The organism is Microvirga medicaginis (genome assembly GCF_052658925.1).
This window is the reverse complement of the sequence record NZ_JBQWEL010000001.1, coordinates 238,436-264,709: the sequence shown is the minus strand read 5'-3', so window position 1 is coordinate 264,709 and position 26,274 is coordinate 238,436. Positions and strand designations below refer to the sequence as shown.

At 62.9% G+C, this 26,274-nt stretch carries 27 protein-coding genes; 8 read left to right on the top strand and 19 right to left on the bottom strand.

Annotated features, from left to right (window positions below; all coding sequences use genetic code 11):
• Positions 1 to 4: 4 nt before the first annotated feature.
• From ACUXUR_RS01250 to ACUXUR_RS01180, 15 genes are all read right to left on the bottom strand, one after another.
• Positions 5 to 787, bottom strand: coding sequence for a 3-hydroxybutyrate dehydrogenase (locus tag ACUXUR_RS01250; protein ID WP_445500865.1), 783 nt, complete (start codon positions 785 to 787; stop codon positions 5 to 7).
• 74 nt (positions 788 to 861) lie between these two features.
• Positions 862 to 1,971 carry an AI-2E family transporter gene (locus ACUXUR_RS01245; protein WP_445500513.1) on the bottom strand — a complete coding sequence of 370 codons (1,110 nt, stop codon included), beginning with the start codon at positions 1,969 to 1,971 and terminating at the stop codon, positions 862 to 864.
• 322 nt (positions 1,972 to 2,293) lie between these two features.
• Positions 2,294 to 3,100: an enoyl-ACP reductase FabI gene (gene fabI, locus ACUXUR_RS01240; protein WP_445500512.1), complete on the bottom strand. Its 807-nt coding sequence runs from the start codon at positions 3,098 to 3,100 to the stop codon at positions 2,294 to 2,296.
• Complete coding sequence (locus ACUXUR_RS01235) at positions 3,097 to 5,487, bottom strand: DUF3141 domain-containing protein (protein ID WP_445500511.1); 2,391 nt, start codon at positions 5,485 to 5,487, stop codon at positions 3,097 to 3,099. The genes fabI and ACUXUR_RS01235 overlap by 4 nt, the downstream gene beginning before the upstream one ends.
• A gap of 55 nt (positions 5,488 to 5,542) precedes the next feature.
• Complete coding sequence (locus ACUXUR_RS01230) at positions 5,543 to 6,052, bottom strand: hypothetical protein (RefSeq protein WP_445500510.1); 510 nt, start codon at positions 6,050 to 6,052, stop codon at positions 5,543 to 5,545.
• Between the two features lie 17 nt (positions 6,053 to 6,069).
• On the bottom strand, positions 6,070 to 7,278 hold the full coding sequence (locus ACUXUR_RS01225) for an acetate/propionate family kinase (protein WP_445500509.1): 1,209 nt from the start codon (positions 7,276 to 7,278) through the stop codon (positions 6,070 to 6,072).
• Positions 7,279 to 7,281: 3 nt separating this feature from the next.
• Positions 7,282 to 8,262 (bottom strand): phosphate acetyltransferase, encoded by a 981-nt coding sequence (locus ACUXUR_RS01220; protein WP_445500508.1) that lies wholly within the window; start codon positions 8,260 to 8,262, stop codon positions 7,282 to 7,284.
• Between the two features lie 267 nt (positions 8,263 to 8,529).
• On the bottom strand, positions 8,530 to 8,982 hold the full coding sequence (locus tag ACUXUR_RS01215; RefSeq protein WP_445500507.1) for a helix-turn-helix domain-containing protein: 453 nt from the start codon (positions 8,980 to 8,982) through the stop codon (positions 8,530 to 8,532).
• Positions 8,983 to 9,131: 149 nt separating this feature from the next.
• Entirely contained in the window at positions 9,132 to 11,306 is a 2,175-nt protein-coding gene (locus ACUXUR_RS01210; protein WP_445500506.1) for a mechanosensitive ion channel domain-containing protein, read from the bottom strand.
• 22 nt (positions 11,307 to 11,328) lie between these two features.
• Entirely contained in the window at positions 11,329 to 11,631 is a 303-nt protein-coding gene (locus ACUXUR_RS01205; RefSeq protein WP_445500505.1) for a hypothetical protein, read from the bottom strand.
• Entirely contained in the window at positions 11,628 to 12,434 is an 807-nt protein-coding gene (locus tag ACUXUR_RS01200) for a DUF2092 domain-containing protein (protein ID WP_445500504.1), read from the bottom strand. Before ACUXUR_RS01200 ends, ACUXUR_RS01205 begins: the two co-directional genes overlap by 4 nt.
• A 155-nt stretch (positions 12,435 to 12,589) precedes the next feature.
• Positions 12,590 to 13,696, bottom strand: a complete 1,107-nt coding sequence (locus tag ACUXUR_RS01195; protein ID WP_445500503.1) for an AraC family transcriptional regulator — start codon at positions 13,694 to 13,696, stop codon at positions 12,590 to 12,592.
• A gap of 136 nt (positions 13,697 to 13,832) precedes the next feature.
• Positions 13,833 to 14,567, bottom strand: coding sequence for a phage integrase central domain-containing protein (locus tag ACUXUR_RS01190; protein WP_445500502.1), 735 nt, complete (start codon positions 14,565 to 14,567; stop codon positions 13,833 to 13,835).
• Positions 14,568 to 14,820: 253 nt separating this feature from the next.
• Positions 14,821 to 15,447, bottom strand: a complete 627-nt coding sequence (locus ACUXUR_RS01185) for a hypothetical protein (protein ID WP_445500501.1) — start codon at positions 15,445 to 15,447, stop codon at positions 14,821 to 14,823.
• 253 nt (positions 15,448 to 15,700) lie between these two features.
• On the bottom strand, positions 15,701 to 16,336 hold the full coding sequence (locus tag ACUXUR_RS01180; RefSeq protein ID WP_445500500.1) for an SGNH/GDSL hydrolase family protein: 636 nt from the start codon (positions 16,334 to 16,336) through the stop codon (positions 15,701 to 15,703).
• 327 nt (positions 16,337 to 16,663) lie between these two features.
• Between ACUXUR_RS01180 and ACUXUR_RS01175 the strand changes: the two genes are divergently transcribed.
• Positions 16,664 to 16,921, top strand: a complete 258-nt coding sequence (locus tag ACUXUR_RS01175; RefSeq protein WP_445500499.1) for a hypothetical protein — start codon at positions 16,664 to 16,666, stop codon at positions 16,919 to 16,921.
• 38 nt (positions 16,922 to 16,959) lie between these two features.
• Here ACUXUR_RS01175 and ACUXUR_RS01170 read toward each other — a convergent pair whose 3' ends face one another.
• On the bottom strand, positions 16,960 to 17,211 hold the full coding sequence (locus tag ACUXUR_RS01170) for a hypothetical protein (protein WP_445500498.1): 252 nt from the start codon (positions 17,209 to 17,211) through the stop codon (positions 16,960 to 16,962).
• Between the two features lie 190 nt (positions 17,212 to 17,401).
• Here ACUXUR_RS01170 and ACUXUR_RS01165 point away from each other — a divergent pair, with 190 nt between their 5' ends.
• The 3 genes from ACUXUR_RS01165 to ACUXUR_RS01155 all read left to right on the top strand — a co-directional run bounded on the left by ACUXUR_RS01165 (position 17,402) and on the right by ACUXUR_RS01155 (position 19,623).
• Complete coding sequence (locus ACUXUR_RS01165) at positions 17,402 to 17,596, top strand: hypothetical protein (protein WP_445500497.1); 195 nt, start codon at positions 17,402 to 17,404, stop codon at positions 17,594 to 17,596.
• Between the two features lie 61 nt (positions 17,597 to 17,657).
• Complete coding sequence (locus tag ACUXUR_RS01160) at positions 17,658 to 18,779, top strand: FUSC family protein (protein WP_445500496.1); 1,122 nt, start codon at positions 17,658 to 17,660, stop codon at positions 18,777 to 18,779.
• 34 nt (positions 18,780 to 18,813) lie between these two features.
• The gene (locus ACUXUR_RS01155) at positions 18,814 to 19,623 is read left to right on the top strand and encodes an alpha/beta hydrolase (protein WP_445500495.1); all 810 of its coding nucleotides are present in this window, start codon (positions 18,814 to 18,816) and stop codon (positions 19,621 to 19,623) included.
• Positions 19,624 to 19,626: 3 nt separating this feature from the next.
• Here ACUXUR_RS01155 and ACUXUR_RS01150 read toward each other — a convergent pair whose 3' ends face one another.
• Together ACUXUR_RS01150 and ACUXUR_RS01145 are read right to left on the bottom strand one after the other, a co-directional pair.
• Positions 19,627 to 21,468, bottom strand: coding sequence for an adenine deaminase (locus ACUXUR_RS01150; RefSeq protein WP_445500494.1), 1,842 nt, complete (start codon positions 21,466 to 21,468; stop codon positions 19,627 to 19,629).
• 514 nt (positions 21,469 to 21,982) lie between these two features.
• Entirely contained in the window at positions 21,983 to 22,360 is a 378-nt protein-coding gene (locus ACUXUR_RS01145; protein ID WP_445500493.1) for a response regulator, read from the bottom strand.
• Positions 22,361 to 22,481: 121 nt separating this feature from the next.
• Between ACUXUR_RS01145 and ACUXUR_RS01140 the strand changes: the two genes are divergently transcribed.
• Together ACUXUR_RS01140 and ACUXUR_RS01135 are read left to right on the top strand one after the other, a co-directional pair.
• The gene (locus ACUXUR_RS01140; RefSeq protein ID WP_445500492.1) at positions 22,482 to 22,751 is read left to right on the top strand and encodes a DUF3572 domain-containing protein; all 270 of its coding nucleotides are present in this window, start codon (positions 22,482 to 22,484) and stop codon (positions 22,749 to 22,751) included.
• Positions 22,752 to 22,764: 13 nt separating this feature from the next.
• Positions 22,765 to 24,042 (top strand): DNA polymerase IV, encoded by a 1,278-nt coding sequence (locus tag ACUXUR_RS01135; RefSeq protein WP_445500491.1) that lies wholly within the window; start codon positions 22,765 to 22,767, stop codon positions 24,040 to 24,042.
• Here ACUXUR_RS01135 and ACUXUR_RS01130 read toward each other — a convergent pair.
• The gene (locus tag ACUXUR_RS01130) at positions 24,033 to 24,869 is read right to left on the bottom strand and encodes a cell envelope integrity EipB family protein (RefSeq protein WP_445500490.1); all 837 of its coding nucleotides are present in this window, start codon (positions 24,867 to 24,869) and stop codon (positions 24,033 to 24,035) included. The two genes, ACUXUR_RS01135 and ACUXUR_RS01130, sit on opposite strands and share 10 nt — an antisense overlap.
• A 175-nt stretch (positions 24,870 to 25,044) precedes the next feature.
• Between ACUXUR_RS01130 and ACUXUR_RS01125 the strand changes: the two genes are divergently transcribed.
• Both ACUXUR_RS01125 and ACUXUR_RS01120 read left to right on the top strand, forming a co-directional pair.
• A complete protein-coding gene (locus tag ACUXUR_RS01125) occupies positions 25,045 to 25,515 on the top strand; it encodes a RidA family protein (protein WP_445500489.1) in 471 nt (156 codons plus the stop codon).
• On the top strand, positions 25,512 to 26,264 hold the full coding sequence (locus ACUXUR_RS01120) for a glycerophosphodiester phosphodiesterase family protein (RefSeq protein ID WP_445500488.1): 753 nt from the start codon (positions 25,512 to 25,514) through the stop codon (positions 26,262 to 26,264). The genes ACUXUR_RS01125 and ACUXUR_RS01120 overlap by 4 nt, the downstream gene beginning before the upstream one ends.
• Positions 26,265 to 26,274: the final 10 nt, after the last annotated feature.

The following is a 26,274-nucleotide window of genomic DNA, read 5'->3' as shown; positions in this document are numbered from 1 at the left end:
CTCCTCACTGGGCGGTCCAGCCGCCGTCGACCGGCAGGGCGGCGCCGCGGATCTGCGCTGCGGCGTCGGAGCAGAGGAATGCGGAGACCGCTCCGATCTGCTCCGGGGTGGCGAATTCGAGCGAGGGCTGTTTCTCACCGAGCAATCTCGCCCGTGCTTCATCGCCACTGAGCCCTTCCCGCGCGGCCATTTCGTCGATCTGCCTCTGCACCAGCGGCGTCAGGACCCAGCCCGGGCAGATAGCGTTGCAGGTCACGCCCGTCGTCGCCGTTTCGAGCGCGACCACCTTGGTAAGCCCGAGTACCCCATGCTTGGCCGCGACATAGGCAGCCTTGTGGATCGACGCGACGAGCCCGTGCGCCGAGGCGATGTTGATGATCCGGCCCCAGCCGCGGCTTTCCATATGAGGGAGCGCCGCCCGCGTGGCGCAGAAGGCGGCCGTGAGGTTGATCGCGATGATCGCGATCCAGCGCTCAATCGGGAACTCACGGACAGGCGCCGTGTGCTGGATGCCGGCGTTGTTAACAAGGATGTCCACGCCGCCGAGATCGCGTGTTGCCTGCGCGATCATCCCGTCGATCTCGTCCGGCTTCGACATGTCGGCGGCACTGTGGGACACACGCACACCATGCGCCCTGGCAAGCGAGCTACGGACGTCCTCGATCTCCTCGGCTTTGCCGAATCCGTTCAACAGCACGTCGGCACCCTGGGCCGCGAGGGCCACCGCGATCCCGAGGCCGATGCCGCTGGTCGAGCCGGTCACCACGGCGGCCCTGCCCCTGAGCATGCCGGAGGCGAAGGGCAGAATACCTGGCTTCTTCGAAAGGGAAACGTCCATGGGTTCCCTCCCCTTTGTGGTTGTTAGGCGGGTCCGGGCGCGGCCTCGCTGGTTCGCCCCCAATCCTGGAACAGAGTGTGAGCGACCGCGAGCAGGACCGGGCCGAGGAAGATCCCGACTATCCCGAACGCCACGAGGCCGCCGAGCACGCCCAGAAAGATCAGTATCATCGGCATCCTGACGCCGCGGCTGATCAGGTACGGACGCAGGACGTTGTCGAGGCTGCCGACGAAGAGGCCATTCCAGATCATCAAGAAGATGGCCCATCCCGTGCGGTCATCGGACATCAGCCAGAGGCCCGCCGGCAGCCACAGCAGCAGGAGACCCATCGGCAGCAGGGCGAGGACGACGCCTACGGCGCCGAGCACGATGGCACCCGGAACACCGGCCAGCCAGAAGCTGACGCCCAGAAGAATGCCCTGGATGAGGGCCGTGCCGAGAACCCCGTTGACCACGCTGACAATGGTCATTCCGGCAGTCCGCAGCACGCGCTGCGCCCGCCAGCCACCCAGCCGGGACATTGCCCATTCAAGACGGGTCTCGACATAAGCGCCGTCGCGGTAGAGAAAGAAGGCCAGGACGATGCCGAAAACGACCTGGAGCGTGCCCGAGAGAAGCGAGGTTCCCTGCTGCAACGCCCACTCGCGCAGCGGCCGCACGTAGGGCGCGAGCGTCGGCCCGAGTTCGGCGCCCTGCTGCGATACCTGGATCCACACCCGTTCCGCCTCCTGCCCGATCAGGGGCACGCGTTCGAGCCAGCCGGGCGGCGGCAGGCCCTGATCGATGGCGGTGCGGACAGCCGCGGCGAGCCTGGCGACATCGTCTGCCAAGTTCGCGCCCAGCGCCAGAAGCGGGAGCACGAGCAGGCCGACGGTCATTAGGGTCATGAGCATGGCCGCGGGCGTCTGCCGCCCGCCGAGCAGGTATTCGACCCGCCGGAACATTCGCCATGTCGACACGCAGAGGATGACGGCGAGGAGGATGGCCGTCAGAAACGGCTTGAGAACAAGGATGCAACCGACGGCCAGAACCAGGAGCAGGACGAGACCGAGCGTCTTCTCGACGTAGGACGCCTCCTGGGACGCGGATTGCTCCCAGGTGTGCATGCCATCACGTGGATCCACAGGACGCACGGTTTCCTCCTGGTCGGTCTGCCGCTAACACCCGCTGCAGACGCTGCGCAGGGTACGGTTCAGGCGGCGGTCCATCTCGCGGACCTTTCTGTCGGCCTCCGACCTGCTTTTGTCCGCACCCGCCTGCAGGCCTTCCCGCTGCTGAACGGACGACTGGGTCGGCTGCCGGAGCTTGACCCTATCAGGCGAAGACTGCTGTTTCGGCGCTTGGGCCACGGCGGTTCCGACCCAAAGGAGTGCTGGAACCGCAAGAGCGGTGAGTCTGCTCAACGACAGGGGAATGGAAGTCATCTGGACCTTCTCTTGTTCGCATGTTCAAGCGTCATGCCATGATGCTGAGCCCACCGTCGACATAGGTGGTCGTCCCGGTGAGCCGCCGGGCGAAGGGCGTCGTCAGGTAGGCGGCCGTGAGGCCGACATCGTCGATGTCGACCAACTCGCCGATGGGCGCCCGCTCGATGGCCTCGGTGAGAAGGATGTCGAAGTCCTTCAGGCCGGAAGCCGCCCGGGTTTTCAGGGGACCGGGCGAGACGGCATGCACCCGGATGTGTTTGTCGCCCAGCTCGTAGGCGAGATACCGAACGGCGCTCTCCAGCGCTGCCTTCACCGGCCCCATCAGGTTGTAGTTCGGGACCACCTTGTTGGCGCCGTGATAGCTCATCGCCAGGAGCGTCCCGCCCTCGAGCATCAAGGGCTCGGCGAGTCGCGCCATGCGAATAAACGAATGGCAGGAGATGTCCATCGCCACCTTGAAACCCTCGCCGGAACTGTCGACGAGCCGCCCCTGCAGGTCCTCCTTCGGCGCGAATGCGATGGAATGGAGCGCGATGTCGAGGCTGCCCCAGGTCCCGCGGATCTGTTCGAAGACAGCCTCAAGCTGGCCGCCCTGAGCCACGTCGCAGGGCACGAAGATCGAGGCCCCGAGCTCTTTGGCGAGCGGCTCGACGTAAGGCCGAGCCTTCTCGTTCAGGTAGGTGACCGCCAAGTCGGCTCCGAGATCGCGGAAGACCCGGGCGCAGCCATAGGCAATCGAATGCTCGTTGGCGATGCCGATGACCAAGGCGCGCTTGCCGTGCAGGATCTTCGATTGGAGGGCGATTTTGGTCAGTTCGGTCGGTTGATCGTTCATGAGCCTGCCCTCGTGCGTCGGTTGTCGCGTGCGTGACGGGCGGATCCCTGCTTGGCCACCTGTTCAGGACGGAGGTCGTCCGGGTTCTCCGCCAGCGTCACGGTAATCGGTTCGGCTTTCGCCTTGCCGCCTTTGTCCTCTTCCTCGAGGAGGCGCCGGATCTCGCCCAATAGAATCATCTGCTTTTCGTTGGCCTCGATCCCGCCCTCTACACGGTCGAGCAGATCGAGCAGCCTGCGCCGGTCCGCGGAAGTTCGCAGGAGCTTCGGAAGCGCGGTGAGCGCCTTCACCGGTTCGAAGTCGACGATGTAGGACTGCTCGCGGATGATCTCCCGGGCGGCCTCCGTCGGCATTTCGAGTAGGCCGATCTCCTGTCCGACGAGCTCGCGCGCCCGCTTTATGGTCGAGAGCCTGCGCCGGCCTGTGCCGGCCTTCATCAGCAGGAGCGCCGCCCGGACGATGGCCTTTGTCCGGTCGCCCTCCTCGATATGCGCCAGCGCCTCCTTGACCAGCGGAGCATGCCGCATATCGATGGGCTCCTCCGTAACGGCCTCCCTTTCCTCCGCGGCCATGCCGATGCCAGCCTGACCGTAGGTGCGGAAGAACGTGTTCTCTATCGTCGCATCGCGCAGGTCGCGATAGAGGTCCCACGAGGCGGAGGTCACAGCGGCGGTCCAGCGCTCCATCATTGCCATCGGGCCGTCGCTGTCGCGCGGCACCCGGTTCGCCCTCGCCAAGTCGGCCATGCCCTTGAGCGGCCAGAGGAAGGGGTTGAGGTCCGACACCGCCCAGCGCTGAGCCCGCTGGGGATTGAATGCCCTGGCGAGTCCTGCTGCGGCCGGGGTGACCATCGGCGCTACGAAGGGATGCACGAAGGTCTCGTAGGCGGAAGCAAGAGCCTCCGAGGTCTTCTCGACCGTCCTGAACGGCATCTCATCCTTGCGGCCGTATTTCTGCAGAACCTGCAGGTCCTCGATCCGTCGCTCGGTCAACAGCACGTCATAGCGAACGCTGCCATTCGCCTTCTGCTCTTCGACCTGCATGCCGTAGAGCCCCGGCGGTAGATGCTCGATGTAGTCGATCAGGTCGACGATCTGGGTGTACTCACGCTTGGCGACAGCACCTGAGACGAAGATGCCGAGATGACCGACGCTCTTGTGCATCAGGCCGACGATCACCTGCCCGTTCGCCTTCAGGGCTTCGGTAGTCGGATAAAGGTCGGCCACCCAGTTGAAGGCCTGCTGCGGCGGCGTGATGTTGTCGCCAAGCGATGCGAACAGGATGATCGGGGATTTGATCGCCCGCAGGTCGAAGGCGCGGCCCGCGGACCACTCGGCGTCGCCGTCGGCCAGATTATTGCCAACGAACAGGTTCTCGACGATCCACCTGATTTCCTCCCGGTTCATCAGGAAGAACCCTCCCCACCAGCGCTCGAACTCCAGAAAGCGCTCCGGCTCGGTGTCGATCTTCGAGAAGAGCGTGTAGTACTTGTCGAAATAGGTGTTGGCGGGATTGAGGTACTCGAAGTTCTCGACGAGATAGGCCCCGTCGAACTTGCCCGCCCCAAGATCACTTGCAAAGAGCGCGGGCCAGGTGCCGCCGAGAATGCCGCCGGCATAGCGCATCGGGTTCTCGCCGTCGTTGCCGGCCCAATACGACATCGGCGCTCCGTTAATGACGATAGGACCGACGAGATCCGGTTCGACGGCGCCGACCAGCATGGAGGCCCAGCCGCCCTGGCAGTTGCCGAACAGGACGGGCTTGCGCGTCTTCGGATGGCGCTCGCCGACGATGCGGAGGAACTCGGCCTCGGCGCGCGAGACGTCCGCCAGCGTTTGTCCGGGCATCGGCTCCGGAAAGAAGATAACGAAATAGACCGGGTGCCCCGCCTTGAGCGCCACCCCGACCTGCGAGTCCTGCTTGAATCCGCCGATGCCGGGGCCGTGGCCAGCGCGCGGGTCGATGACGACGAAGGGGCGATGCGCCGGGTCGGTCTTGATGCCATCCGGTGGTGTGATCTGGACGAGGGTATAGTTCACGGGCCGCTCGAACGTGCGGGCGTCCGCGATCAGCTCCCAATCAAAGGCCAACAGCGGCGGCTTGCCGGCCTTCTCGTGTTCGACCCAGTTGTTGCCGCGCTGGCGCAGCGTGTCCCAGAACAGGATCGAGCGCTGCGTGAAATCGAGCCAATAGGAACTGGCATCGCGCCAGAGGTCGAGAGGCGACGCCGAACGGGAATGTCCATTCCGCATTGGCTCACTTGCGGCCTTCACGGCATCGAGGTAGCGCTGCACGGCCTTGGTGCACCGCTCCTGGTAGACCTCCGTGACCTTCGTCTGCACGCGGCCGAGTTCGGTCAGCCTCGTATCCAGGCTGTGCTGGTTCATTGCGGTCGTCGGTTCGTTTCGTGGCATCGGAGTCATGCCCCATGAAAGGTTGGGATTACTGCTTGGTGTCGCCCCACTTGAGGAAGAAGCCGACGTCGCCCGGCAATCCGCCCGGCCACTCGATGATCATCGCACTCAGCTTGAAGCCAGCATTCTTCAGCTGGTCACGCCATAACTCGTAGGCCTGACGCGGGCGCCCGGTGAGAGTGTCGGGCCAGGCGGGATCCGAATTGTTGATCGCGCGGCCATGGTCGGTGCACAGTGCGTTGGGGAAGCGCATGACCATCAACTCGGTTTGTCCGCGCTCCGCCGCAGCCCGCAGCTTCGACTTCAGCGGCTGCAAGATCTCCTTCAGGCGCTCAGGAGTCAGATCGATGGGCTCGGCCATCCGTTTGATCAGATCCTGGCGTGCCTTCTCGGCCCGATCCATGCCCTCGACCGATTTGCTGGCTTTCGCCATCTGCATCTCGGTCATGTAGGTCCGCAGATCGGCGGCCGACATGAACGTCTCGTCCGCAAGCTCCTGCTGGGACTTCTCGTCCGGCCTGGTCTTCAGCGTTTCCATGACAACAACCTCCCTGTTCAGGATGCGAGTTTGGCCTGCATCGCGCCGAGCATGCTGCGCGTCTGCCGGGCGATCACGAGTTCCTCGTTGGTGGGAATGACCCACGCCGTGAGCCCCGATCCGGAAGAGATACGCGGGCCGCCGGTGCGGTTGGCCACCTCATCAAGCGTGAGTCCTGCCCAGGCGAGGCCGGCCATCACCTCAGCGCGGGTCGCCACATCGTTCTCACCGATGCCGGCCGTGAAGACGAGCCCGTCGATGCCTCCCAGCGCCGCGACGAGCGACCCGATTTCACGCGTGATGCGGTAGACGAACAGGTCGATGGCGCGCTTGGCGTCAGCATTGGTCGCTGCCTTCGACCGCAGCACCCGCATGTCATTCGAGATGCCGGAAACTCCAAGCAGTCCGGACTTGGTGTAGAGCACGCGCTCGGCCTCATCCGGCGTGAGCTTCATTTCCCGGAGCATGAAGAAGACGACGCCGGCATCGATGGCGCCGCAGCGCGTTCCCATCGGGAGGCCATCGAGGGCGGAGAAGCCCATGGTCGTCGCAACGCTGACGCCGCCTTTTAGGGCACACAGGCTCGCGCCGTTACCAAGATGGGCGACGACCACCCTGCCCTCGGCAAGGCGTGGATCGTAGTCCTTGAGCACGGACGAGACGTAATCGTAGGAGAGGCCATGGAAGCCGTAGCGCCGCACGCCACGCTCGCGCATCTCGCGCGGCAGGGCGAACAGGCTCGCAAGGTCTGATTGTGTCTGGTGGAAGGCGGTGTCGAAGCAGGCGACCTGCGGCATCCCCGAAAGGCGGCGGCGGACAATCCGGATCGGCTCCAGGTTGTGGGGCTGGTGCAACGGCGCGAGCGGCACCAGCGCCTCAAGTCTCTGAATGACGGCTTCGTCGATCAGCACAGGGCCGGAAAAGCCCTCGCCGCCATGGACGACCCGATGCCCGATGGCCACGGGCTTCCGCTCCTCCCGAAACTGGCTCAACCACGAAACGAGGTGCATTAACGCCTCCTCGTGCCCGAACCGGTCGCCGGAGCCCCACGTCATTTCTTCGAGAATTGCGCCGCCCGTGTCCTTGACGAGGAAATGCGCTGATCCCCCCAGCCCTTCGTAGAGACCTTTCCAGACGAGTCTCGGCTCCGCGCCGTCCAGCATGTCGAAAACCTGGAACTTGAGGCTCGATGATCCTGCATTGAGGACGATGAGGACCGGGGTCATGGCTCAGACCTCCGGGATGGAAAGCTGCTTGCGCTGCGCGTCGGCGACGAGCGAGGCCACGGCGCAGGACGCCAGCCGGGTGATTGTCGAGTCGGCGCGGCTCGTGAGGACAATCGGCACGCGAGCCCCGAGCACGATGCCGGCAGCATCCGCGTCGGCCAGGAAGGTCAGGCTCTTTGCCAGCATGTTGCCGGCCTCCAGATCCGGGACCACGAGCACGTTCGCCTGTCCGGCCACCGGAGACTGGATCTTCTTGATCCTCGCGGCACCGAGATCGATGGCATTGTCGAGGGCCAGCGGACCGTCGAGGATGCCGCCCGTGATCTGGCCGCGGTCGGCCATCTTGCACAAAGCCGCGGCCTCGATGGTCGAGGGCACCTTCGGGTTGACGGTCTCCATCGCCGAGAGGATGGCCACCCGTACCGGATCGACCCGCATCGCCCGGGCAAGGTCGATGGCGTTCTGGACGATGTGGATCTTGTCCTCCAGCGTCGGCGCGATGTTGACGGCGGCATCGGTGATGATGAGCGCGGTGTCGTGGCCGGGAACGTCCATGACGAAGCAGTGGCTGATCCGGCGGGCTGTTCGCAGCCCACCCTCGCGGCGGACCACGGCGCCCATGAGCTCGTCCGTGTGTAGGCTCCCCTTCATCAGCGCCTCGGCTTCGCCGGCTTTGACGAGTTCCACGGCCTTTTCGGCTGCCGCGTGGCTGTGCGGGGTCTCGACGATGCGCATCTGAGAGACATTCTTGCCGAGCGCCTCCGCGGCGGCCGTAATCTTGGCCTTCGGCCCGACCAGGATCGGCTCGATCAGGTCGAGCCCGGCCGCCTCGAACACCGCGCTTAACGAGGCAGGATCGCACGGGTGCGCCACGGCAACCTTCAGTTTCGGGACGGACTGCGCGGCGGTCACGAGCCGGTCGTACTTGTCGTGCCGCCGCTGATCCTTCTGAGACGCGTCCTGGGCTGTAACCGCAATCGTCATGATTGCCTCCCCACTGTGCACGCGATGGGCTGTCGCCATTGGCTGCCGGGTGCCAGAGGAGATCTGCAGAAGCGAGGCTCGAGCCTCGATCCACAGCCGCCCGGCTTGTCTGTAGAGGCGAGTATGGCCCCGTCCAATCCGGCTGCTTGACCCCTTGGGCCATCGCATTGACAGTTTTGGACTACCTGGCGGGAAATGGGCGGGATCAGGTCCCGGCTCCTGGAGGAGCGTCACGGCCTACTTCCTGCTGCCCGCAGGATGACCAGGTCAGGAAGGTTTATTCGACCGACCTGAGCGGCCACCGGGCTCCGCACGGAGGCGACGCGGTTTGCGGGGCCGCCGCGACTTCCTGGTATGGGGGTGAGCACTGCGCCACTCCGACGGGGTCCGTCCAGACCAGCGCCGGAAGGCACGGGTGAAGGCACTCGGCTCGGAGTACTTCAGGGCCGCCGCGACCTGGCTCAGCGCCATGTCGGTATTTTCCAGCAGCTCGCATGCGATCTCGAAGCGGATCTCGTTGGTCAGCTGCCGAAACGCGAGGCCCTCCGTGCGCAGGTGCCGGTTCAAGGTGCGGCGGTGCATCGAGAAGAGGCGGGCAATCGCGGCGGCGGAGCAGGTTTCCCTGAGCAGCTCGGTCCGAAGCACCCGGCGGAGATCCTCGGTAAGGGGTCCGAAATCATGGCTTGACCGCGGCTCGTCGGCCCTACGGGTGGATGGCATCTCCATTGCTCCGCTCCCCTTTCTGGCAGCCCTGACCGCTGCCGGACCGGCCTCATTCTAGCCCCTCTCCATCCGCCTGCTTGACCCGCTTGAGACTTCCTCTTGACACTTAGGAACCCAAGACTTGGGAACCCAAGCGGGTTGCCGGCTTAGCCGCCCTCCTCGGGTGGCTTGCCTTTGACGAGGGTGAGGACCTGTCGGGCGGCGGCCGGCTCGGCCTCATCGCGGCCCGCCACCTGCACGGTGGGAAATGCGAACCTGATGCCGTTCTCGTCAAAGGCCTTCTTGAGCATGGCGTAGGCCTTGCGCCGGATCACAAATTGCTCGCCCGGACGCGTCATCATCTTCATGCGCAGCTGGATGGCGAAGTCGCCGAACTGCTCCACGCCCTGCATCTTGAGCGGCTCGATGATGTTGGGCGCGAACTCAGGATCCGCCGCCAGTTCTTTGCCCACCTGCTTGATGACCTTCTTCGCCTGGTCGAGATCGGTGTCGTAGATGACGTTGATGGTCATCTTGTCGATGACCCAGTCGCGGCTCATGTTCTCGACCGCCCCGAGCTGCCCGTACGGGATCGTGAAGATGGGGCCGCGATGGTGCCGCAGCTTCACGGAGCGGAAACCAAGCGACTCGACGGTGCCCTTGTAGGAGCCGCTCTGGATGTACTCGCCTACGCGGAACGCATCATCGAGCAGGTAGAAGATCCCGCTGATGATGTCTCTCACTAGGGTCTGCGACCCGAACCCGATGGCGACACCAAAAATACCCGCGCCCGCGATCAGAGGACCAATCTCCACCCCCAGCGACGAGAGGGCCATCAGGACGGCCACCGAGGCCACCGCGATGAACGCGGCCATCCGGAACATCGGCAGCAAGGTCCGGAGGCGCGCTTGGCTCAGAGCGGCCTCGCTGCCCGGAGGAGCCTCGGCCTGCATTCGCGAGAGCCGCCGGTCGATATGCGTCTTCACCACCTGCCAGATGAGGTCCGCAACGAGCAGGATGACAATGCTGCTCAGCGCGCCCCGCACCAGCCGGGTCATGACCGTGTCTCGACTTGTCAGCTCAACTAGGTCGATACCCCAAACCCAGGCGAGGAACAGGGCAGCGCCGATCATCAGAAGGACCCGCACGCCCCGATCCAGGTAAACGGCGGCTAGATCGTGATCGGACGGCGCCCGCGCCTCATGCGGAGGCCGCAGCAGATGACGGGCGGCCTGCCGGGTGATCGTCACGGCCTGAGGCAACACGACGGCCACGACCAGTAGCCAGAACAGCCCCATCAGGCCCGCGACCCACAATCCCCACAGCAGGACGAGGTAGAGCGACAGCAGCCAAGCTCCGAGGATATGGTGACGAGGACGTTCCGATGCCTCCGGCGCAAGCACGGCTGAAGTGGGCCATCTCCAGACAGCCTCGACTGCCAGCGCCAGCAGGCCGATCCCAAGGATGGATGCGATCACCTCGCGGCCCTCGGGCGAGAACCCAAGAGTATGCACGAATTCTACGGTCGCCCAACCGAACGCGAGCCAGCCGACGAACAGCACCATGCGGCGGTACCAGAACCGCGCTGCCTCATTGGTCATGGGAATGACGCGGATGGCTTCAGGATCGTGGCGGCCCACCGGCTGCGGCGAGAGCAGAATCCGGCCACCCAAAAGGGCGAACCGTAGCAGGAGCGCTGCGAACAGATAGGCGAGCACAATCCGCCTGAGCAAGGGCGGCCAGTCAAAGACGAGAAACGCCCCGATGCTCCCCAGCCCGAAGATTGCCACATGAGCCAGGCCAAACGCCAAGCGCATGCCAGTCATCCGCACGCGCTCGATCGCTGTCTCAACCGGGCGGGAAATGATCTGCCCGCGCACGGATGCCGTAGCCCTCCTGAAGATCCACTCGGCCCCAGCGCCTAGGCCGAGGAAGCCGAACACGAGGAGAACGACGCCAAAGAGGGATCGGCTCTGAAGCTCCTGCGACAGTAGAGCGCCGGCCCGCTGGAACTCATGCGGCAGACGAGGCAGCGCCGCCGCCAGCGCAGCCACATGCGCTCGAAAGGCCACGATACGCGCCGCCAGCACCTCGGAGGTCATGGCCTGCGGCTGTTGTGGCGTGGCATCGTTTGGGGGCGCCGCCGTCTGCCTCTGCTGGTCAATCCATGTCCGGGTGGCGGGATCGTTCAGGAGCCGCAAAAGCTCTTGAATCTGGGGCGGGGGAGCGGTCGGAGCCGGAGTCGTCTGGGCCCAGGCTGGACCTCCCCTGACCTGAACAGAGAACAGGAGCACCAGCCCGCACAGGGCACCGGCCAACGCCTGGGGACATCTCGCACTCACGGTCCGCTCCAATCAGAGTCGGCTAGGGACAGCGGTAGACGATCTGGCCGTAGGAGTTCACAACCTGCTGGCAACCTGGAGCGGCATAATAGTACGTCCCAGCGGCTACCGCGGCTCCGGCGGCCGCCCCGTAGGCGACACTTCTACGGGTGGTGCGCCGAGCTACGCCGGCGTAGCTCAGGGGCGTTGCCGGCCGTCCGACTCTCGCCTCCGCCTGGCTGATGAACGAGCCGGATAGCAGGGATCCGCCACCGCTGCAGAGCAGAGCAGAGCCGCCGGCCAACAGCGCGACCGCCGCGAGACGTATTGGCTTGGGGGTGGTCATTTGGCACCTCCGGGGACGACACCCGCTGGAATTTCATCGATGTCCTTGAGCACAGTGATCGCGACGCCGCTGGAGCCTTCCGGCGGCTTGAAGGCGAATGCGTCCGGCGCCGGATTGACGCCGGTTTTCCAGTCCCTGAGCCGCAACGTGTACTGGGGCGCGGCGCCAACCGCCTTGCTCGTGATGACGTATTTGCGCGGTACCGGCCGCTCGCCGACCTCGACCCAGATCTGCCAGTCAGTGTCGAGATTGCGGAAAGCGAGATGCTCGCACTCGACGCCCTCAACGACACCGCGGCCGATGTGCTTGGCCTCCAGCACCCCTGCCATCAGTTCCTCGTAGGGCTTCGACAGCAGGAGATCGGTGCCCGGAAGCTCGACCGGGGCCTCGGCCCGGAGCCGGTCGACGACCTCGTCGAAGGAGCCGGCGGCCGGAACCTGGGCGAACCGGTTGCCGCCGCGGTCATGGATCGTCACGTTGGAACCATCTGAGATGAGCTCGACATCGGCGTAGCCGCCGGCTCGGCTGACCCGGAACTTGTTCGGGCGGCTCAAGGTGACCTCGCCCGACGCACTGAACTGGATCTTCTCGACGGCCGGGGTCACCACCTCAACATCAGCATCGTACTTCAGCGACAGGTTTTCCTGGCGGCTGACGTAGTCGGCCATGGCCTTCAGAATGGTCTGCGCCTCCCCCTCCGCCGCCCATGCCGCGGGCGCACCCGTGATGGCCATGGCGGCGAGAAGGCCCAGCGTGGACTTTGTGAGCGCAGCGCCCGGTGGCGAACAGATCCCTCGTCTCATTGTGTGATCCTCCTGGACATCCTCGGGCGAGAACCGGCAGAGACAGCCGTGCTTCGCCCTCTTGGATCAACAGCGCGTGGGATCACTTTAGGCCCGCCGGGGCACCGTGCTTGACCGACAGGGACAATCTCTTGACATTTTAGGCCCCGGGCGCATCACCCACGATGGCCCTCCTCCCTCCAGGTTGTCGGCGTCTGGCCCGACCAGCGCCGGAAGGCTCGGGTGAAGGCGCTGGCCTCCGAATAGCCAAGGGCGGCCGCGATCTGAGCGAGCGGCACCTGGGTGTCCGTCAGCAGTTGCCGGGCAATCTCGAACCGGATCTCGTTGGCAATAGCCCGGTAACCCATGCCACCATCCTTCAGGCGGCGGCTCAGGGTGCGGCGGTGCATCGCCAGCAATTGCGCAATGTCGTCTGCCGAACAGTGGTTGCTGGTCAGCCGCGTGCGCAACAACCGCCGGATGTCGTCCGAGAATTCGGAGCCCTGGGCGCCCTTCAGTTGCTGGATCCGTTCCTCCAGTAGGGCCCGCACCATGGGATCAGATCCGGCGACGTGCAAATTCAAGCCTTGGGCCGGAAAGACGATGGAAGCGCTTTCCTGATTGAACCTCACCGGGGCCCGGAAATGGCGCCTGTACGGCTCCTGGTCCGCTGGGGCGGCGCGAGGCAGGAGCACCTCGGTCGGGCTCCATTCGGATCCGCATAGGGCGCGTAGGGCGTTGACCGCAACGGCGAGTGATCCATCCGAAATCTGGTCCGCACTCTCGGCCTCGGGCTGGTAAACCGAGAAGGTGAACAGGGCCGTGTCGCCGCTGATCGTGAGCGATGGGACGGCGCCCCGGTTCTGGATGCTCAGGTTGGAGACGAGGGCGCGCATGGCGTCGCCCACCGTCTCCGAATGCTGCATAAGACGCCCGACTATGCCGAGCGACAGGATCGTGGCGCGCTTGCCAGCGAGGAGCCCGAAATGGGGACAGTTTGTGCGGGCCACGCTCAGGGTGAGCAATCGGCCCAGAGCAGCGTGCGGGATGATATTTGTTCCATCGTCGAAGAGGCTCGGATCGAGCCCCGCCTCACGAATGACCGGATCGGGATCGATGCCGAAATCGCGCAGGGTCGGGGCGATCTCCTTGGCGACGCCTAAATGAATGTAGCCGGGTGGAAGCGTCCGCCTGGGTCCCGCCAAAACCGTTGGCAGGGTTGGTGTGGAATTCTCTCGGCCAATACTCGTGGACGGAGGCACGATGCTTTTGATCATCGTCATGGCCGCCTCGCCAAATTCTAAAAAGCCAAACTCTAATGGGTATCGCGAAACTGCACGGTGCGAAATTGCACGGTCGGCGTAATCGAACGCGTCGTCGAAAACCAGAGCCAAAACCAGCGCCTTGGTCTGCCTAAAGCTAATTCGGCTTAGCCGACGATTGGGGCCATTTTACGAAGCTTGCCTCCTCAATGTCCGATCCGGTCAAGAGCCTGTCCCAAAGCGTCAAGCCGTCGGACCGATCAGCCCAAGGATGATTTCGCCTCGGAGGACAGCGACCGGACGGTGGGTCAAATTTTCCGCGCGGGCCGGAATTGTCCATTGCCTGTCGCCAAGTCGATCTCTTCGGCGCATTCCCCGGCCGCTGACCGGTCAGGAGGATCAGGCGGAGCGTGTACCGGAACGCGGGAGCCGCACCCGCCGTCACCTTCCGGAAGATGCGGATCTCCTCGTCCGAGAGCACCCGCTCCTTCGCGACCTGCTTGGTGCGCTTGCACGGGCCCTTCACGGGATTGGCGGTAACTAGCCCTTCGGACCGCGCCCGGGAAAACACCGACGAAATGGCATTCTGCAACCGGTTGGCCAGCACTGGCGCCCGGGCGGCCACCTTGTCCAGTAGGGCGGCGATGTCGGTCCGGTGTACCGCCTCAGCGCGCCGGCCGCCGAGTGCTGGGATCAGATCGCGCCGGAGCAATGCCTCATAGTCCTTCCAAGACCGCAGTCTCGGCTTGGCGTAGCGCTCGATGAACCGCTCGACCAAGCCAACGACAGTCAGGGCGTCTCGGTGGGCCTTGGCGTCGTAGACGAGCAGCCGCTCGCCGGGGGCGGCGCGGAGAGAGCGGATTTCGACATCGGTGAGCGCGCGGGCAGGCATCGATCCAGGGCATTCGTGAAGTCAAAACGTAAACCCGGGTCACACCGGGGTCACAGAAAAATGGCCCTGTGTGAATAAATGCGCGACAGCATGAACCGGTAAGCCCCTGGAAATAAAGGATGGTGCACCCGCCTGAAACGCGACTTCACGGGTGCCGAGATCAAGTAAGGCTTCTGAACTAGGCAGCTTAAGAATTGAAAAAACCGCCTCCGCATCGGGGCGGTTTTTTCGTTTGGAGAACAGTACTTCGGCTTTAGTAAGCCATTCTCCTGATAATGCGGCGCTCGCGGATGGAGCCGGTCGTGACTACATCACCGCGGCGCACGGCGCGGACCACGCGGGCGCGCTCGCCATCACGGCGATAGACGGTCCGCATACGATAGCGAGGTTCGCGATACACGACACGGGTGCGATAAGCGGGCTGACGGTAAACGACGCGGGTTCGGTACGCCGGAGCAGGTGCGTAGACCACCCGCGTGGTTACAGGCGCCGCATAGCCGTAGTCGTAAGGCCCGTAACCGTAGCCATAGGCGGGGTAGTTGTAGCCGTAACGGTAGCCGTAGGCTGGATAGTTGTAAGCTGGATAGCTGTAGGCCGGGTAGCTGTAACTGTAGCGGTAGCCATAAGCTGGATATCCGTAAGCGGGATACCCGTAGCCAGGATAGCCATAGGCCGGAGTAGCAGCTGCGCTGATGAGGCCACCCAGGACGGCACCACCGACCAAGCCTGCGGCCAAGGCGCCGCCTCGGCTCCAGCCTCGGTCATGATGATAGTAGCCGCCACGCCAACCATCACCGCGATAATATCTTTGAGCATGAGCCGAGCCGATGCTGCCAAAGGTTAGCAGAGCGGCACTTGAGAGCAGGATCACCTTTTTCATAACCAACCTCTTTCGAAAAGGCGCACGCCATTCGTGCAAAACCAATTTCTAAAATGAAAAAAGGTTCAAGCTAGGCTGATACCAAGACTTAATTTATACGAATATTTATCTTCTGTTCATAATGCATCAACATAACACAAGACTCGCTCTGTAGTCTGCTTGCAAAAATGAAGGCTTTCTTCTCTCGACTAGTATTCGCCGATCTTTGACAATTTCAAATGTGCAGCCGATGCAGCTGGAAGCAACATTCCTCTCACTCCGCATAAACCTGCGAGCGTGGGAAGATCGTGTTCCCGGCGACTACCTGTGCGATTGCGCCCGCAATCTTGTCTCCTCCCTTGGCCGAGGGCTCGATAGGGTTGGCATAGTCGTCGTGCTCGTTACAGAGCAGGCGCAGGTCGATAAGGTCCAGCCGACGGGAGAAGGCTTCGCGGGTAATCACATCATTGAAGACGCACAGAGCGGCGACCGCTTGGCGCTGCTCCTGAGGGTCAGGAAAGCGCGCATCGTAGATCGTGCAGAGCGCGGTCGGCAAATGATGTGCCACCACCAAGTCGAGCATCTTGCGGTAGCTCCGGGCAAAAGAATCGCGCATGTCGGCAATCCGGGTCATCACTTCGGCGACGGAACGGGCGCTCTCGCGCAAAATGCCGCTATTGCCCAGCGCATCGTTCCCACCGACGCTCAGGACAAGGTGGCTTGCATCCTGCGGCAGGCGGGCGAGCTGATGCTCGATACCTGTAGTGACGGCTCCATCCACAGCACGCATCGTGACGTGCCACCCGTTTGGGAGTTTGGCCTGAACCAGAGCCAGCACATCCGGCTCTCCCGGCCTCAAATAGGCTCCGTTATCGAAGACGCTGTCACCAAGCAGAACTACGTGGTTCATCAGGCCGCTCCCATCCGCCACATCAAGGATACAGCAGCATGACGTATGGAGATGGCCATAGCAACAAAGTATCGCCCCGAGATATGCCGGCCGTGTTTGCAGGAAAGCCAGGATTCCAGCTCTTGGTCGAAACGCCTCTTCCAGCGGCTCGCTCCCTGGTCGATTAGGGTCTCAGCTGTTCCATAGCAAAGACAAAACCCTGATGCGGCGACTGAAAACAAGAGCGCGTTGTTCCCCTCTTCCGAAATGTCTGGCTCGCACCCAGGAACAGGTTGTCGCAGGCAACGTTGATCCGCGGGGAAGCTCATCATCTGGGAGGACAAGGGAATGATGGGGATTATCAAAGTATCGCTGCTGACGTTGATGCTGACGGCATGGAGCGCCATTGCCATGGCGCAAACATCACCTAGTGGGACCTCTGGCACGCCGGGAACCGGCACATCCCCTCCGGCAACGACATCCCCCGGAGCGGCAGGCGCCGTTGGTGATGACGGGACCAACTGGCTTTGGATCGTGATCGCCGTTGTGGTGGTTGCGGGGTTGCTCTTCTACTTCCTGGGCCGCAATCGCAGCACCCGGGTCTAGCCTGACAATCTACGCTTATGCTCCCATCAAGCTGGCGCTCACGCGTCAGCTTGAAAGAAAGGTCGGAAATTCTCCAGCCAAGCGACAAGCCAGTGTTCAAGCGCTGCCTTGGCGGCCTGTTCCGTGGGCCCGTAGCCCCAGGCATCTTCCTGAAGGGGTGTCGACCAGATCCAGAACCTGTTGCTGCCGTCATAGGCCACATGGCCCACCTCGACAGGGCCAACGAAGCCTAAGTGACGATTGAGCGGCACGCCGGCCACCTTGTCCTGCTGCCACTGAATTCTGCTCATCTTATGCGATCTAGTGCAGACCCGCTCGTGAAACAGGCCACGGGTCACCACCTTGGATGCAAGGAACTTGGTGAGAGACCCAACCATGCGGTTGCGACTGGCCATCGCAAGCCGGCATAACTCCCCCCAATTCGCTCTTGCCGGGGCGTTCAGTTGAGAGCAGCATCGCTTTCCCTCAAGGGAGGCGACCATGTTCGAACAAGCCGTTCAGGTCAGCGAGGCACACCGCCAAGGTGCAAGCCAGATGCAGGGTACACTCCGGATGGCGATGAAAGGCTGCCCGAGATGCCGCACGATGCAGATGATCGCCTCGCCGGAACTTGGTACCTGCGCCGATTGCGGCTCCCGCCTGCAGGTGCTGGATAGCAATGCGCTATCCGCTTAAGGCGGAATACGCGTAGCATCGATTGCGAACCACCTTCTATGCTGTGCGTTCGGAGAATCGCATGGCATCGTCAGGGTGGCTCGAACAGGTAACCGGCAGGCTCGGAGCGCGGCAGGCAGAAATGAAGCTCGCCCTGCGCGTGACCATTGCCGGCACACTCGCCTTTGCCATCACGAAAGTCTTCAATCTCCCGCAAGGCTACTGGGCGGCAATCACCGCTGTCGTGATCATGCAGGCCAGTGTCGGCGGTTCGCTGAAGGCAGCCGTCGAGCGCTTCATGGGAACGCTCGCAGGCGCGATCTATGGCGGAGCGGTTGCCGCTATCGTACCGCACGGCTCTCCCTTGAGCCTTGCCGGTGCCATTGCCGCCGCCCTGTTTCCTCTGGCGCTTCTGGCCGCGGTCAAGCCGAGCTTTCGGGTTGCACCCGTCACGTCGCTCATCATGCTCTTGCCGCCGACAGGCCAAGCCATCGGTCCCCTCGCCGCCGCCATCGATCGGGTGACGGAGATCACCCTCGGCAACATCGTCGGTGTCATCGTATCCCTGTTCGTGCTGCCGGCACGCGCGCATACATTGATGGTAGAAGCCGCTGCCAAGGTCGTGTCTCTCAATGCCAATCTGATCGAGGTTCTCGTCAGCGAACTCACCGCAGACCCGAAAGGAAGAAGCGCTCTTCAAACGCTTCATCCGCAGATCCGCGCAGCGCTCAAGAAAGCGGAAGCGGCGGCGGATGAAGCGGTGCGTGAGCGCAAAAGTCATCTCACCGAAGCCGTCGATCCGGAACCGCTCATCCGCACGCTCTACCGTGTGCGTCATGACCTCGTGATGATCGGCCGCGCCGCCGCCAATCCCTTGCCGGAACGCGTGCTCGACAGGCTCGGACCTTCTCTTCTGAGGTTGCGCGATGAAACCGGCACGCTGCTTCACGGGCTAGCCGGGGCATTGAGAACCCGCAGGCCACCACCGGATGCGGCGAGCTTTCAGGAGGCTCTCCATACCTTCGTGAGCGAGACGGAAGTGTTGCGCTCCCATGCGCTCTCCCACGATCTGCCCTATGGCAGCTTCGGTCAGGTCTTCGCCCTCGGCTTCGCCTTCGAGCAGTTCCGGAAAGACCTGGAAGATCTCATGGCCCGCGCCGAGGAGTTGGCGACGCATCGCCCCAGCGAGACGGCCCGGAGTTGATTTGAGCACTCTTGGTCATCCCAGGTCCCACCGCATGTGGCTGCTCTATCTCATCCTTGGCATCGCGCTTCTTTATGCCGGCCTGGTATTCGTTGCGGCGCTGTTCCAGACGAAACTGCTGTTTCCGGCTCAGATGGCGGCAGCCAACAGGCCTGCCCTACCCCACTCCGCTGAGCGGCTTGAACTGACGACAGCGGATGGCGAGACGCTGATCGGCGTGCAGCTCGGCCCTCAATCCGATGGAAAGCCTCTGCTTCTGGGCTTTGGCGGCAATGCATGGAATGCGGACGCCATGGCGCTCTATCTGCACGGCCTTTTCCCCGAGCATGAAGTGATCGCCTTTCACTACCGGGGTTATCCACCAAGCACCGGCGAGCCCAGTGCAGACGCCCTGCTCAGAGATTCCCTGACGATCTTCGATCATTGGCAACAGGCCCGTTCACGCAAAATCGTGGCAGTCGGGTTCAGCATCGGCAGCGGCATGGCGGCTTATCTCGCGCATCATCGCACTCTTGCCGGATTGATCCTGGTCACACCCTTCGATTCACTGAAGGCTCTGGCCCGCGAGCATTTCGCATGGGCTCCTACCGGTCTGCTCCTCTGCCATCACATCCCGACCATAGACCTTGTGCGCAATCAGCCAACACCCACCGCCCTGATCGCTGCCGGACGGGATATGATCATTCCGGCACGGCGCAGCGAGCCGTTGCGAGGCGCGATTCCCAATCTCGTTCTGGACCGCACTATTGCGGAAGCCGGGCATAACGATCTCTACAATCACCCGGCTTTCGCGGCTGCCATGCGGGAGGCTATGGCGCTGATCGAGGATGCTGCGCCTCGATAGGTCTTATGCTTCGTACAGCGGCACGAGTTCCATCTCGGGCACGAGCACAAGGCCTTTGTCGGTGATGCGAATTTCCGGGATCACGGAGAGCGGGATCAGATTGAATCCCATATAGGGGATCTTGCAACCTGCCTTCTCCCACGCGGCCTTCAGCGTCCGCGTTTCTTCCGCCACCTCCGTCACGCGCTTGTCGGAGAGAAGCCCCGCAATCGGCAACGGCACCATGGCGATGATCTTGCCTTGATCCACCACGCAGACCCCGCCTTGGGATTGGATGAGAGCATCGAGCGCCACACGCATGTCGGCCTCGTTGGTGCCCGCGACGATGAGATTGTGGGAGTCATGACCCACGCTGCTCGCCACTGCGCCGCTCTTGAGGCCGAAATCCTTGAGCAATCCATGCGCCACGCCTTGGCCGCCGGTGCGCCCGTGACGTTCGATGACGGTCACAAATGTGAGATCGTTCTTGGCAAGAAGTGCGTCCCAGCTCTCCTCCTTCTCCAACTTCACCTTGTCGTGGAACAGCACGATGCCGGGCAGCGCCACGCGGATCACATTGGCAGTACAGGTTTCCTGCGGAAGCTCCGGGATCAGCTTCGGAATGCTCGGGATATGCACCGTGCGATAGGCTTCATCCGGATAGCGGTAGCGGTTGGAGAGCGCCTGATCGAGCACGGGCGTGATCCTTGCGTTCTCGACGACGAGTTCGCCGCCATACCAGGTGTTCTGCACCTTCAGGTCATCATCGAGCAGCACCACATCGGCACGGCGTCCGCCGCCCAAGCCCCCGATCTCGCCTTCCATACAGAAGCGCGTCGCGGGATGAAGCGAGCCCATGCTCCAGGCCTGCTCGCGGCTCATGCCCGCGCGGCGCGCTTCACGCGTGACCCAATCCATACCGAACATCATGAGATCGTCAGCATCGCGATCATCCGTGCAGACGCAGATGCGCTTGTGCGAGGAGCCGAGCTCCGTGATGGTCTTGATTGCTTCCGGCAACGAATGCCACGGGGTCGTGGGCGGACCGCCGCGTAGGAAGATCCACACACCTGCATCGAGAAGATCGTCGGCGATGTCGCGGTCGATGGCTTCATGCGTATCCGTGACGCCGCTCGCCGCATAAGCTGCTACGAATTCGCGCCCGTAAATATGGCCCGAAACGGGCTTGCCGCGTTCGAGAGCTGCGGCGAGGATCGCGTGGCTCCGCTCGTCGCCCATGGTGACGGGCACGAAATCCATCTTCTCGCCGAGGGCTGCCGCCTCGGGCCAACGGTCGAAGAGCGCCGCGATCTTTTCAGGCGTGAGATCACCACCAGCTGTTTCGAGGTCGGGAGATGTCGCGGGTACGGTGCTCGGCACGGTGAGGAAGATTGAGAGAGGCGCATGGCGCGCATCCTCCAGCATCATCTCGATACCGGCTGCATCCATCACGTTGCCGATCTCGTGGCTGTCGCAGAAGATCGTGGTTGTGCCGTTGAGAAGCGCCGCCTCCGCATAGGCGCAGGCCGTGACCATGCTGCTCTCGATATGGATGTGCGGATCGACAAGGCCCGGCGCGATGATGCCGCCCTTGGCGTCATAGACACGCCCCGGCGTGCCGCTCACCTGCCTATAGGCACCGGCCGGCTTCACGGCGGCAATACGCCCACCCGCGATCCACACCTCCCGCTCGGGCGCGACGCGCTCGCTATAGGTAGAAAGCACCCGCGCGCCGGTGATCACCAGGTTTGCCGGTGCGCGGCCCGAGGCAACGTCCGCCAGCCGCCGAGTCATGGTGGAGAGAGGCGCCACGGAAAATCGCGTCAGGGCCGATTTCGGAGGCAGTGAAGGCGTGCGTTGATCCATGGTTCGGTCCCCTTTTCCCGTGGCCGATGCTCTGTGAGGAGTTCCCCAACGGCGCCGACCATCTGGATTAATAGTCACGGTCAAGCTTGTGCTGCAAGAAAGCACTGTGACCATTCTCGATTCGAGCACCGGCGATATGCTCGGGCGCGAAGAGAGATGGAGAAGGAGCTAGAGCCTTGAGAGGTTTGCGACAGGGCCGGTGCCGGGCGATCGGGCAATAAAAAAGCGCCTTGCGGCGCTGCTTTCGGCAATTGGAGGTGGCCAGCTGGGAGCGGTGTTGAGGAGGCAACGGTCCGCCCCCAGCTTGGCCGAGCCCACGAAGTCCCAGGAGATGCGGCGGACCTGAGCATCCGTAGGGCATTTCTTCCGCGGCTGCGGAATGTTGGCTTGAACATATTGGAAACATGGGCGGATGCAAGCGCCCATGTGCCTGAAAAGCTGCATTTTCCCAGAAAAGTTAATGAGACGGCTTTTTTCTACGAAGAACTGCCCTAACGGAACTTGACAGCTAAGGTTAAGCTCGATCCGCCTCTAGGTATGTTTTCACAGTAGCAATGAACTTGGCTACGGAAATCGGTTTGGACATATAGGCTTCACAACCGCCCTCGCGGATTCGCTCCTCATCGCCTTTCATGGCGAAGGCCGTGATGGCGATCACGGGAATCGACTTCAGCTCCTCGTCCGCCTTAAGCCAGCGGGTCACCTCCAGACCCGAGACCTCGGGCAGCTGGATGTCCATGAGGATCAGATCCGGCTTATGGGCGCGCGCCAGCTCCATGGCCTCGATGCCGTGGCTGGTTTTCAGCGTGGCATAGCCATGGGCCTCAAGGAGATCGTTGAAGAGCTTCATGTTGAGTTCGTTGTCCTCAACGATGAGCACAGTCTTCTTCATTGGCGCTGTCCTGGGGCCAAAGTCAGTATTTTACCGGCCCATTTTGTCTTCTGATGATATAGTTAGGGCATAACCTGTTGATGAAGTGCAAACCGAAAGCATGAACACTCCCTTAAAAAGGATGAATCGAGACGAAGCCGAGACCATCGCTCTGAGCGCCTTCGCGTTCATCACGAGCGATGAGGAACGTATGGGCCGCTTTCTGGCGGTTTCGGGGCTAAGGCCCGATACAATCCGGTCGGCGGCCTCGGAACCCGGCTTTTTTGCCGGAATTCTCGATTACGTCGCCGCCGATGAGCCACTTCTGATCGCCCTGGCGAAGGACATGAACACCAAGCCGGAGCACATCATGGCGGCTCATTGGACCCTCTCGCCCTCCGAGTTCGAGTAACCGCCCTCACGCCATGAGCAGCGCTCCCTTCTGCCGCGATTGCCTCAACCTCGCAGCTTCGCCCCTGGCGGAACGGTGCGGCGCCTGCGGGTCGCCGCGCCTGCTGCGACACAAGGAGCGCGATACTCTCTCCATCGCCCATGTGGATTGCGATGCCTTCTTTGCAGCGGTGGAGAAGCGGGACGATCCGAGCCTCGCCGACAAGCCGGTGATCATCGGCGGTGGCAAGCGCGGGGTGGTATCCACCTGCTGCTACGTGGCCCGAACCTACGGCGTGCGTTCAGCCATGCCCATGTTCCAGGCTTTGAAGCTGTGCCCCCATGCGGTGGTGATCCCGCCGAATGGCGAGAAATACCGCAAGGCGGGGCACGAGGTGCGCGAGCTGATGCTGGAGCTGACGCCTCTCGTGGAGCCGGTTTCCATCGATGAGGCTTTTCTCGATCTCACGGGAACCGAGCGGCTCCATCACGGCAGCCCCGCTTTGACGCTCGCTCGCTTCGCCCACAAGGTGGAGAAGGAGATCGGGATCACGATCTCGGTTGGGCTCTCCTATAACAAGTTCCTCGCCAAGATCGCCTCGGATTTCCAGAAGCCGCGCGGGTTCTCGATCATCGGACGGGAGGAGGCCCCCGCCTTCCTGGCGGACAAGCCCGTCGGCATCATTCCCGGCATCGGAGCCTCCGCACAGGCACGGCTCGCGAAGGTGGGCGTGACGCAGATCGCGCATCTGCGCGACGTCTCCTTGAAGATCTTGTTCGAAGCCTTGGGCAGGGACGCCCAGCGGCTTTCACGCCTTGCCTGGGGTGAGGACACACGGCGCGTGACACCGGAGCGGGAGACCAAGAGCATCTCGGCGGAGACCACTTTCGACGTGGATCTGAAATCCTTCGACGATCTGGAGCCGATCCTCTGGCGGCTCTCGGAAAAGGTCTCGCGACGTCTGAAAGTGGCGGGACTTGCCGGGCGGAGCGTAACCTTGAAGCTGAAGGACAAGGATTTCCGGCTTCTCACCCGTACCCGTTCGGGCCTCGCTCCAACGCAGCTTGCCGCGCGTCTATTCGAGCCTGCAAGGCAACTCCTGAAAGCTTCATGCGACGGCACGGCCTATCGCCTGATCGGCATCGGCGCTGCGGATCTGTGCGATTCCGCCGAGGCGGATAAAGGCGATCTGGCGGATCAGAGCGTGATCAAGCAAGCTCAGATGGAATCCGCCATCGACAAGATTCGGGACAAGTTCGGAGCCGCGGCCCTTCAGAAGGGTATCCTCCTGCGCAACAAGCCTCAGCGCTGACAGGGGCTCGTGACGGCGGGAACCTCCAGGCTCTTGAGTTCGCCCTTCAAGGCGAAGTCGCCGTAATCGATCTTCAGAGCCCGGGCAATGCCATTCTCGTAGAGTTCCAGTGAAATCTTATAGACCGGCTCCCGATCGGCGCTGCCCTCTTCATAATAGCTGATGGTCACGGGCCAGCGCGGCGTCTTCGCCAGGGCTTCCTGACGCACAGGCTCCTCCAGATTGCCCCCTGCTCCCGGCTCGATCTTGCGACCGATCAGGCTCAGGGTCTCATAAATCTTCTTGCCATCGTCCGAACCGTCATAGACCCGCACCGAATAGGTGGTTTCGCCCTTCCGGGCCAATTCGATCAGACGCTTCATGTGCTCGGTCGGAAAAATCGGCTGCCCAGCGGCTGCGAAGGTCTCATTGCGGGGCTGCTTGAAGCGGACATCGAGCGAGCCATCGGGTCGCAACTGCGCATCGCCGTCGACGCCATCCCGCACAAGCCCCTGTGTGGTCGATGAACTCTTGAAGCGCATCGACAGGCCATCGCCCGACTCGAAGGTGGTGGTCTGCGTATCGAGGGTGCGCGAGCCAGATTCGCCGCCGTCGAGCACGGTGACTTGGCGGTAGTTCAGTGTATAGCCGTCGCAGGCATCACCGGCGAATTCCATGGCGATGCGCCCTCTTGCCGATTCGACGCCCTTGGTGCCGCCCGAACGCAGGAGCGACAGGTCATACACAGCCCTGTGCGGCACAAGGACAACAGGCGTCTTGACGGCTTCCGCCCAAGCGGGGCTGAGCATGGCGAAGGTCAGGCCGGTGGCCACGATGAGGGAACGCATGACATCTCCAGGTTTCGCCTTTGAGCATCGCTTTTTGCGGAAAACCGGGTCCGCTTTTTCTCACGATGCGCCAAGCGAAAATAGGAGCACCTTGAGGACAGGGCAATGTTCCACCTTGCGTCCTAACGCGCCATCCGCCACTAATCCCCCACACTGTTACAAGCAGAGGTAACCCATGAGCGCAGTCGACAAGAAACTTCAGGAGCTGGGCATCACCCTGCCGACACCGGCAGCCCCCGTCGCCAATTACGTCCCGTTCGTGCGCACAGGCAACCTGGTCATCATCTCAGGTCAGCTCTGCCTCGGTCAGGATGGCAAGCTCGCCGATGCCCACAAGGGCAAGCTCGGTGGAGACATCTCTCCGGAAGCCGGTCAGCAGGCTGCGCGTCTTTGCGCCATCAACCTGCTCGCCCAGCTCAAAGCGGCTGTTGGCGATCTCGACAACGTCACGCGTTGCGTGCGCCTCGGCGGCTTCATCAATGCCGTGCCCACCTTCGCCGCACTCGCGCCCGTCATGAACGGTGCGTCGGACCTCATGGTCGAGGTGCTCGGCGATGCGGGCCGCCACGCCCGCTCCACCATCGGCGCTGCGGAGCTGCCGCTCGATGCCTGTGTCGAAGTTGAAGGAATGTTCGAAGTCAAATGAGCACGCCCAGCTGGCTCGTCGCGAAGCCGATCGCCCATCGCGGCCTTCATAACAAGGCAAACGGCATCATCGAGAACACCCTCTCGGCTGCGGAGGCCGCCATTGCGCGCGGCTTCCCCATCGAGCTCGATGTTCAGCTGACGGCCGATAATGAAGCCATCGTATTCCATGATTTCGAGCTGGATCGCCTGACCGGCGAGACCGGCCTCGTCGTCGAGCGCAACCTCTCCGCTCTCGCGGGGATCGGCATTTCCGGAACCATGGGTGGGGATAAGATCCCCGCCTTCAAGGACTATCTTGCCAGGATTGCCGGGCGCACGCCGCTGGTCATCGAGATCAAGAGCAAGTTCAACGGCGATATGCGTCTGACCAAACGCGTGATCGAGATCCTGAACGACTATAGCGGCCCCTTCGTGGTGAAGTCCTTCGATCCGGACATCGTGGCCTACTTGCGCCAGCATGCGCCGAACATTACCCGCGGCTTCATTGGCGAGCTGGAGTACGCTTCGAAGTCCGACAGCTTCCTCAGCCCTGAGCAGAAGCACCGGATGGCGAACCTGCTGCATTTCGAAGAGACGCAGCCGCACTTCCTGTCTTGGCGCGTGAAGGACCTGCCCTGCGCCTCGACCTATCTTAGCAGGCTTCTGGGCCACCTGCCCGTCATGACCTGGACCGTGCGCAATCCGGAAGATCGCGCCCGCGCCGAGAAGCATGCGGACCAGATGGTATTCGAGGGATTCCTGCCCTAACCGTTGCAAG

Excerpts from the sequence above, each read along its gene's own strand:
- ACUXUR_RS01150 (WP_445500494.1), bottom strand. The coding sequence starts at position 21,468 with ATGGATCAACGCACGCCTTCACTGCCTCCGAAATCGGCCCTGACGCGA.
- ACUXUR_RS01170 (WP_445500498.1), bottom strand. The coding sequence starts at position 17,211 with ATGAGCAGAATTCAGTGGCAGCAGGACAAGGTGGCCGGCGTGCCGCTC.
- fabI (WP_445500512.1), bottom strand. The coding sequence starts at position 3,100 with ATGAACGATCAACCGACCGAACTGACCAAAATCGCCCTCCAATCGAAG.
- ACUXUR_RS01250 (WP_445500865.1), bottom strand. The coding sequence starts at position 787 with ATGCTCAGGGGCAGGGCCGCCGTGGTGACCGGCTCGACCAGCGGCATC.
- ACUXUR_RS01225 (WP_445500509.1), bottom strand. The coding sequence starts at position 7,278 with ATGACCCCGGTCCTCATCGTCCTCAATGCAGGATCATCGAGCCTCAAG.
- ACUXUR_RS01215 (WP_445500507.1), bottom strand. The coding sequence starts at position 8,982 with ATGCCATCCACCCGTAGGGCCGACGAGCCGCGGTCAAGCCATGATTTC.
- ACUXUR_RS01160 (WP_445500496.1), top strand. The coding sequence starts at position 17,658 with ATGGCATCGTCAGGGTGGCTCGAACAGGTAACCGGCAGGCTCGGAGCG.
- ACUXUR_RS01195 (WP_445500503.1), bottom strand. The coding sequence starts at position 13,696 with ATGACGATGATCAAAAGCATCGTGCCTCCGTCCACGAGTATTGGCCGA.
- ACUXUR_RS01145 (WP_445500493.1), bottom strand. The coding sequence starts at position 22,360 with ATGAAGAAGACTGTGCTCATCGTTGAGGACAACGAACTCAACATGAAG.
- ACUXUR_RS01130 (WP_445500490.1), bottom strand. The coding sequence starts at position 24,869 with ATGCGTTCCCTCATCGTGGCCACCGGCCTGACCTTCGCCATGCTCAGC.
- ACUXUR_RS01200 (WP_445500504.1), bottom strand. The coding sequence starts at position 12,434 with ATGAGACGAGGGATCTGTTCGCCACCGGGCGCTGCGCTCACAAAGTCC.
- ACUXUR_RS01165 (WP_445500497.1), top strand. The coding sequence starts at position 17,402 with ATGTTCGAACAAGCCGTTCAGGTCAGCGAGGCACACCGCCAAGGTGCA.
- ACUXUR_RS01155 (WP_445500495.1), top strand. The coding sequence starts at position 18,814 with ATGTGGCTGCTCTATCTCATCCTTGGCATCGCGCTTCTTTATGCCGGC.
- ACUXUR_RS01135 (WP_445500491.1), top strand. The coding sequence starts at position 22,765 with ATGAGCAGCGCTCCCTTCTGCCGCGATTGCCTCAACCTCGCAGCTTCG.
- ACUXUR_RS01205 (WP_445500505.1), bottom strand. The coding sequence starts at position 11,631 with ATGACCACCCCCAAGCCAATACGTCTCGCGGCGGTCGCGCTGTTGGCC.
- ACUXUR_RS01140 (WP_445500492.1), top strand. The coding sequence starts at position 22,482 with ATGAATCGAGACGAAGCCGAGACCATCGCTCTGAGCGCCTTCGCGTTC.
- ACUXUR_RS01185 (WP_445500501.1), bottom strand. The coding sequence starts at position 15,447 with ATGAAAAAGGTGATCCTGCTCTCAAGTGCCGCTCTGCTAACCTTTGGC.
- ACUXUR_RS01125 (WP_445500489.1), top strand. The coding sequence starts at position 25,045 with ATGAGCGCAGTCGACAAGAAACTTCAGGAGCTGGGCATCACCCTGCCG.
- ACUXUR_RS01220 (WP_445500508.1), bottom strand. The coding sequence starts at position 8,262 with ATGACGATTGCGGTTACAGCCCAGGACGCGTCTCAGAAGGATCAGCGG.
- ACUXUR_RS01235 (WP_445500511.1), bottom strand. The coding sequence starts at position 5,487 with ATGAACCAGCACAGCCTGGATACGAGGCTGACCGAACTCGGCCGCGTG.
- ACUXUR_RS01180 (WP_445500500.1), bottom strand. The coding sequence starts at position 16,336 with ATGAACCACGTAGTTCTGCTTGGTGACAGCGTCTTCGATAACGGAGCC.
- ACUXUR_RS01190 (WP_445500502.1), bottom strand. The coding sequence starts at position 14,567 with ATGCCTGCCCGCGCGCTCACCGATGTCGAAATCCGCTCTCTCCGCGCC.
- ACUXUR_RS01230 (WP_445500510.1), bottom strand. The coding sequence starts at position 6,052 with ATGGAAACGCTGAAGACCAGGCCGGACGAGAAGTCCCAGCAGGAGCTT.
- ACUXUR_RS01175 (WP_445500499.1), top strand. The coding sequence starts at position 16,664 with ATGATGGGGATTATCAAAGTATCGCTGCTGACGTTGATGCTGACGGCA.
- ACUXUR_RS01120 (WP_445500488.1), top strand. The coding sequence starts at position 25,512 with ATGAGCACGCCCAGCTGGCTCGTCGCGAAGCCGATCGCCCATCGCGGC.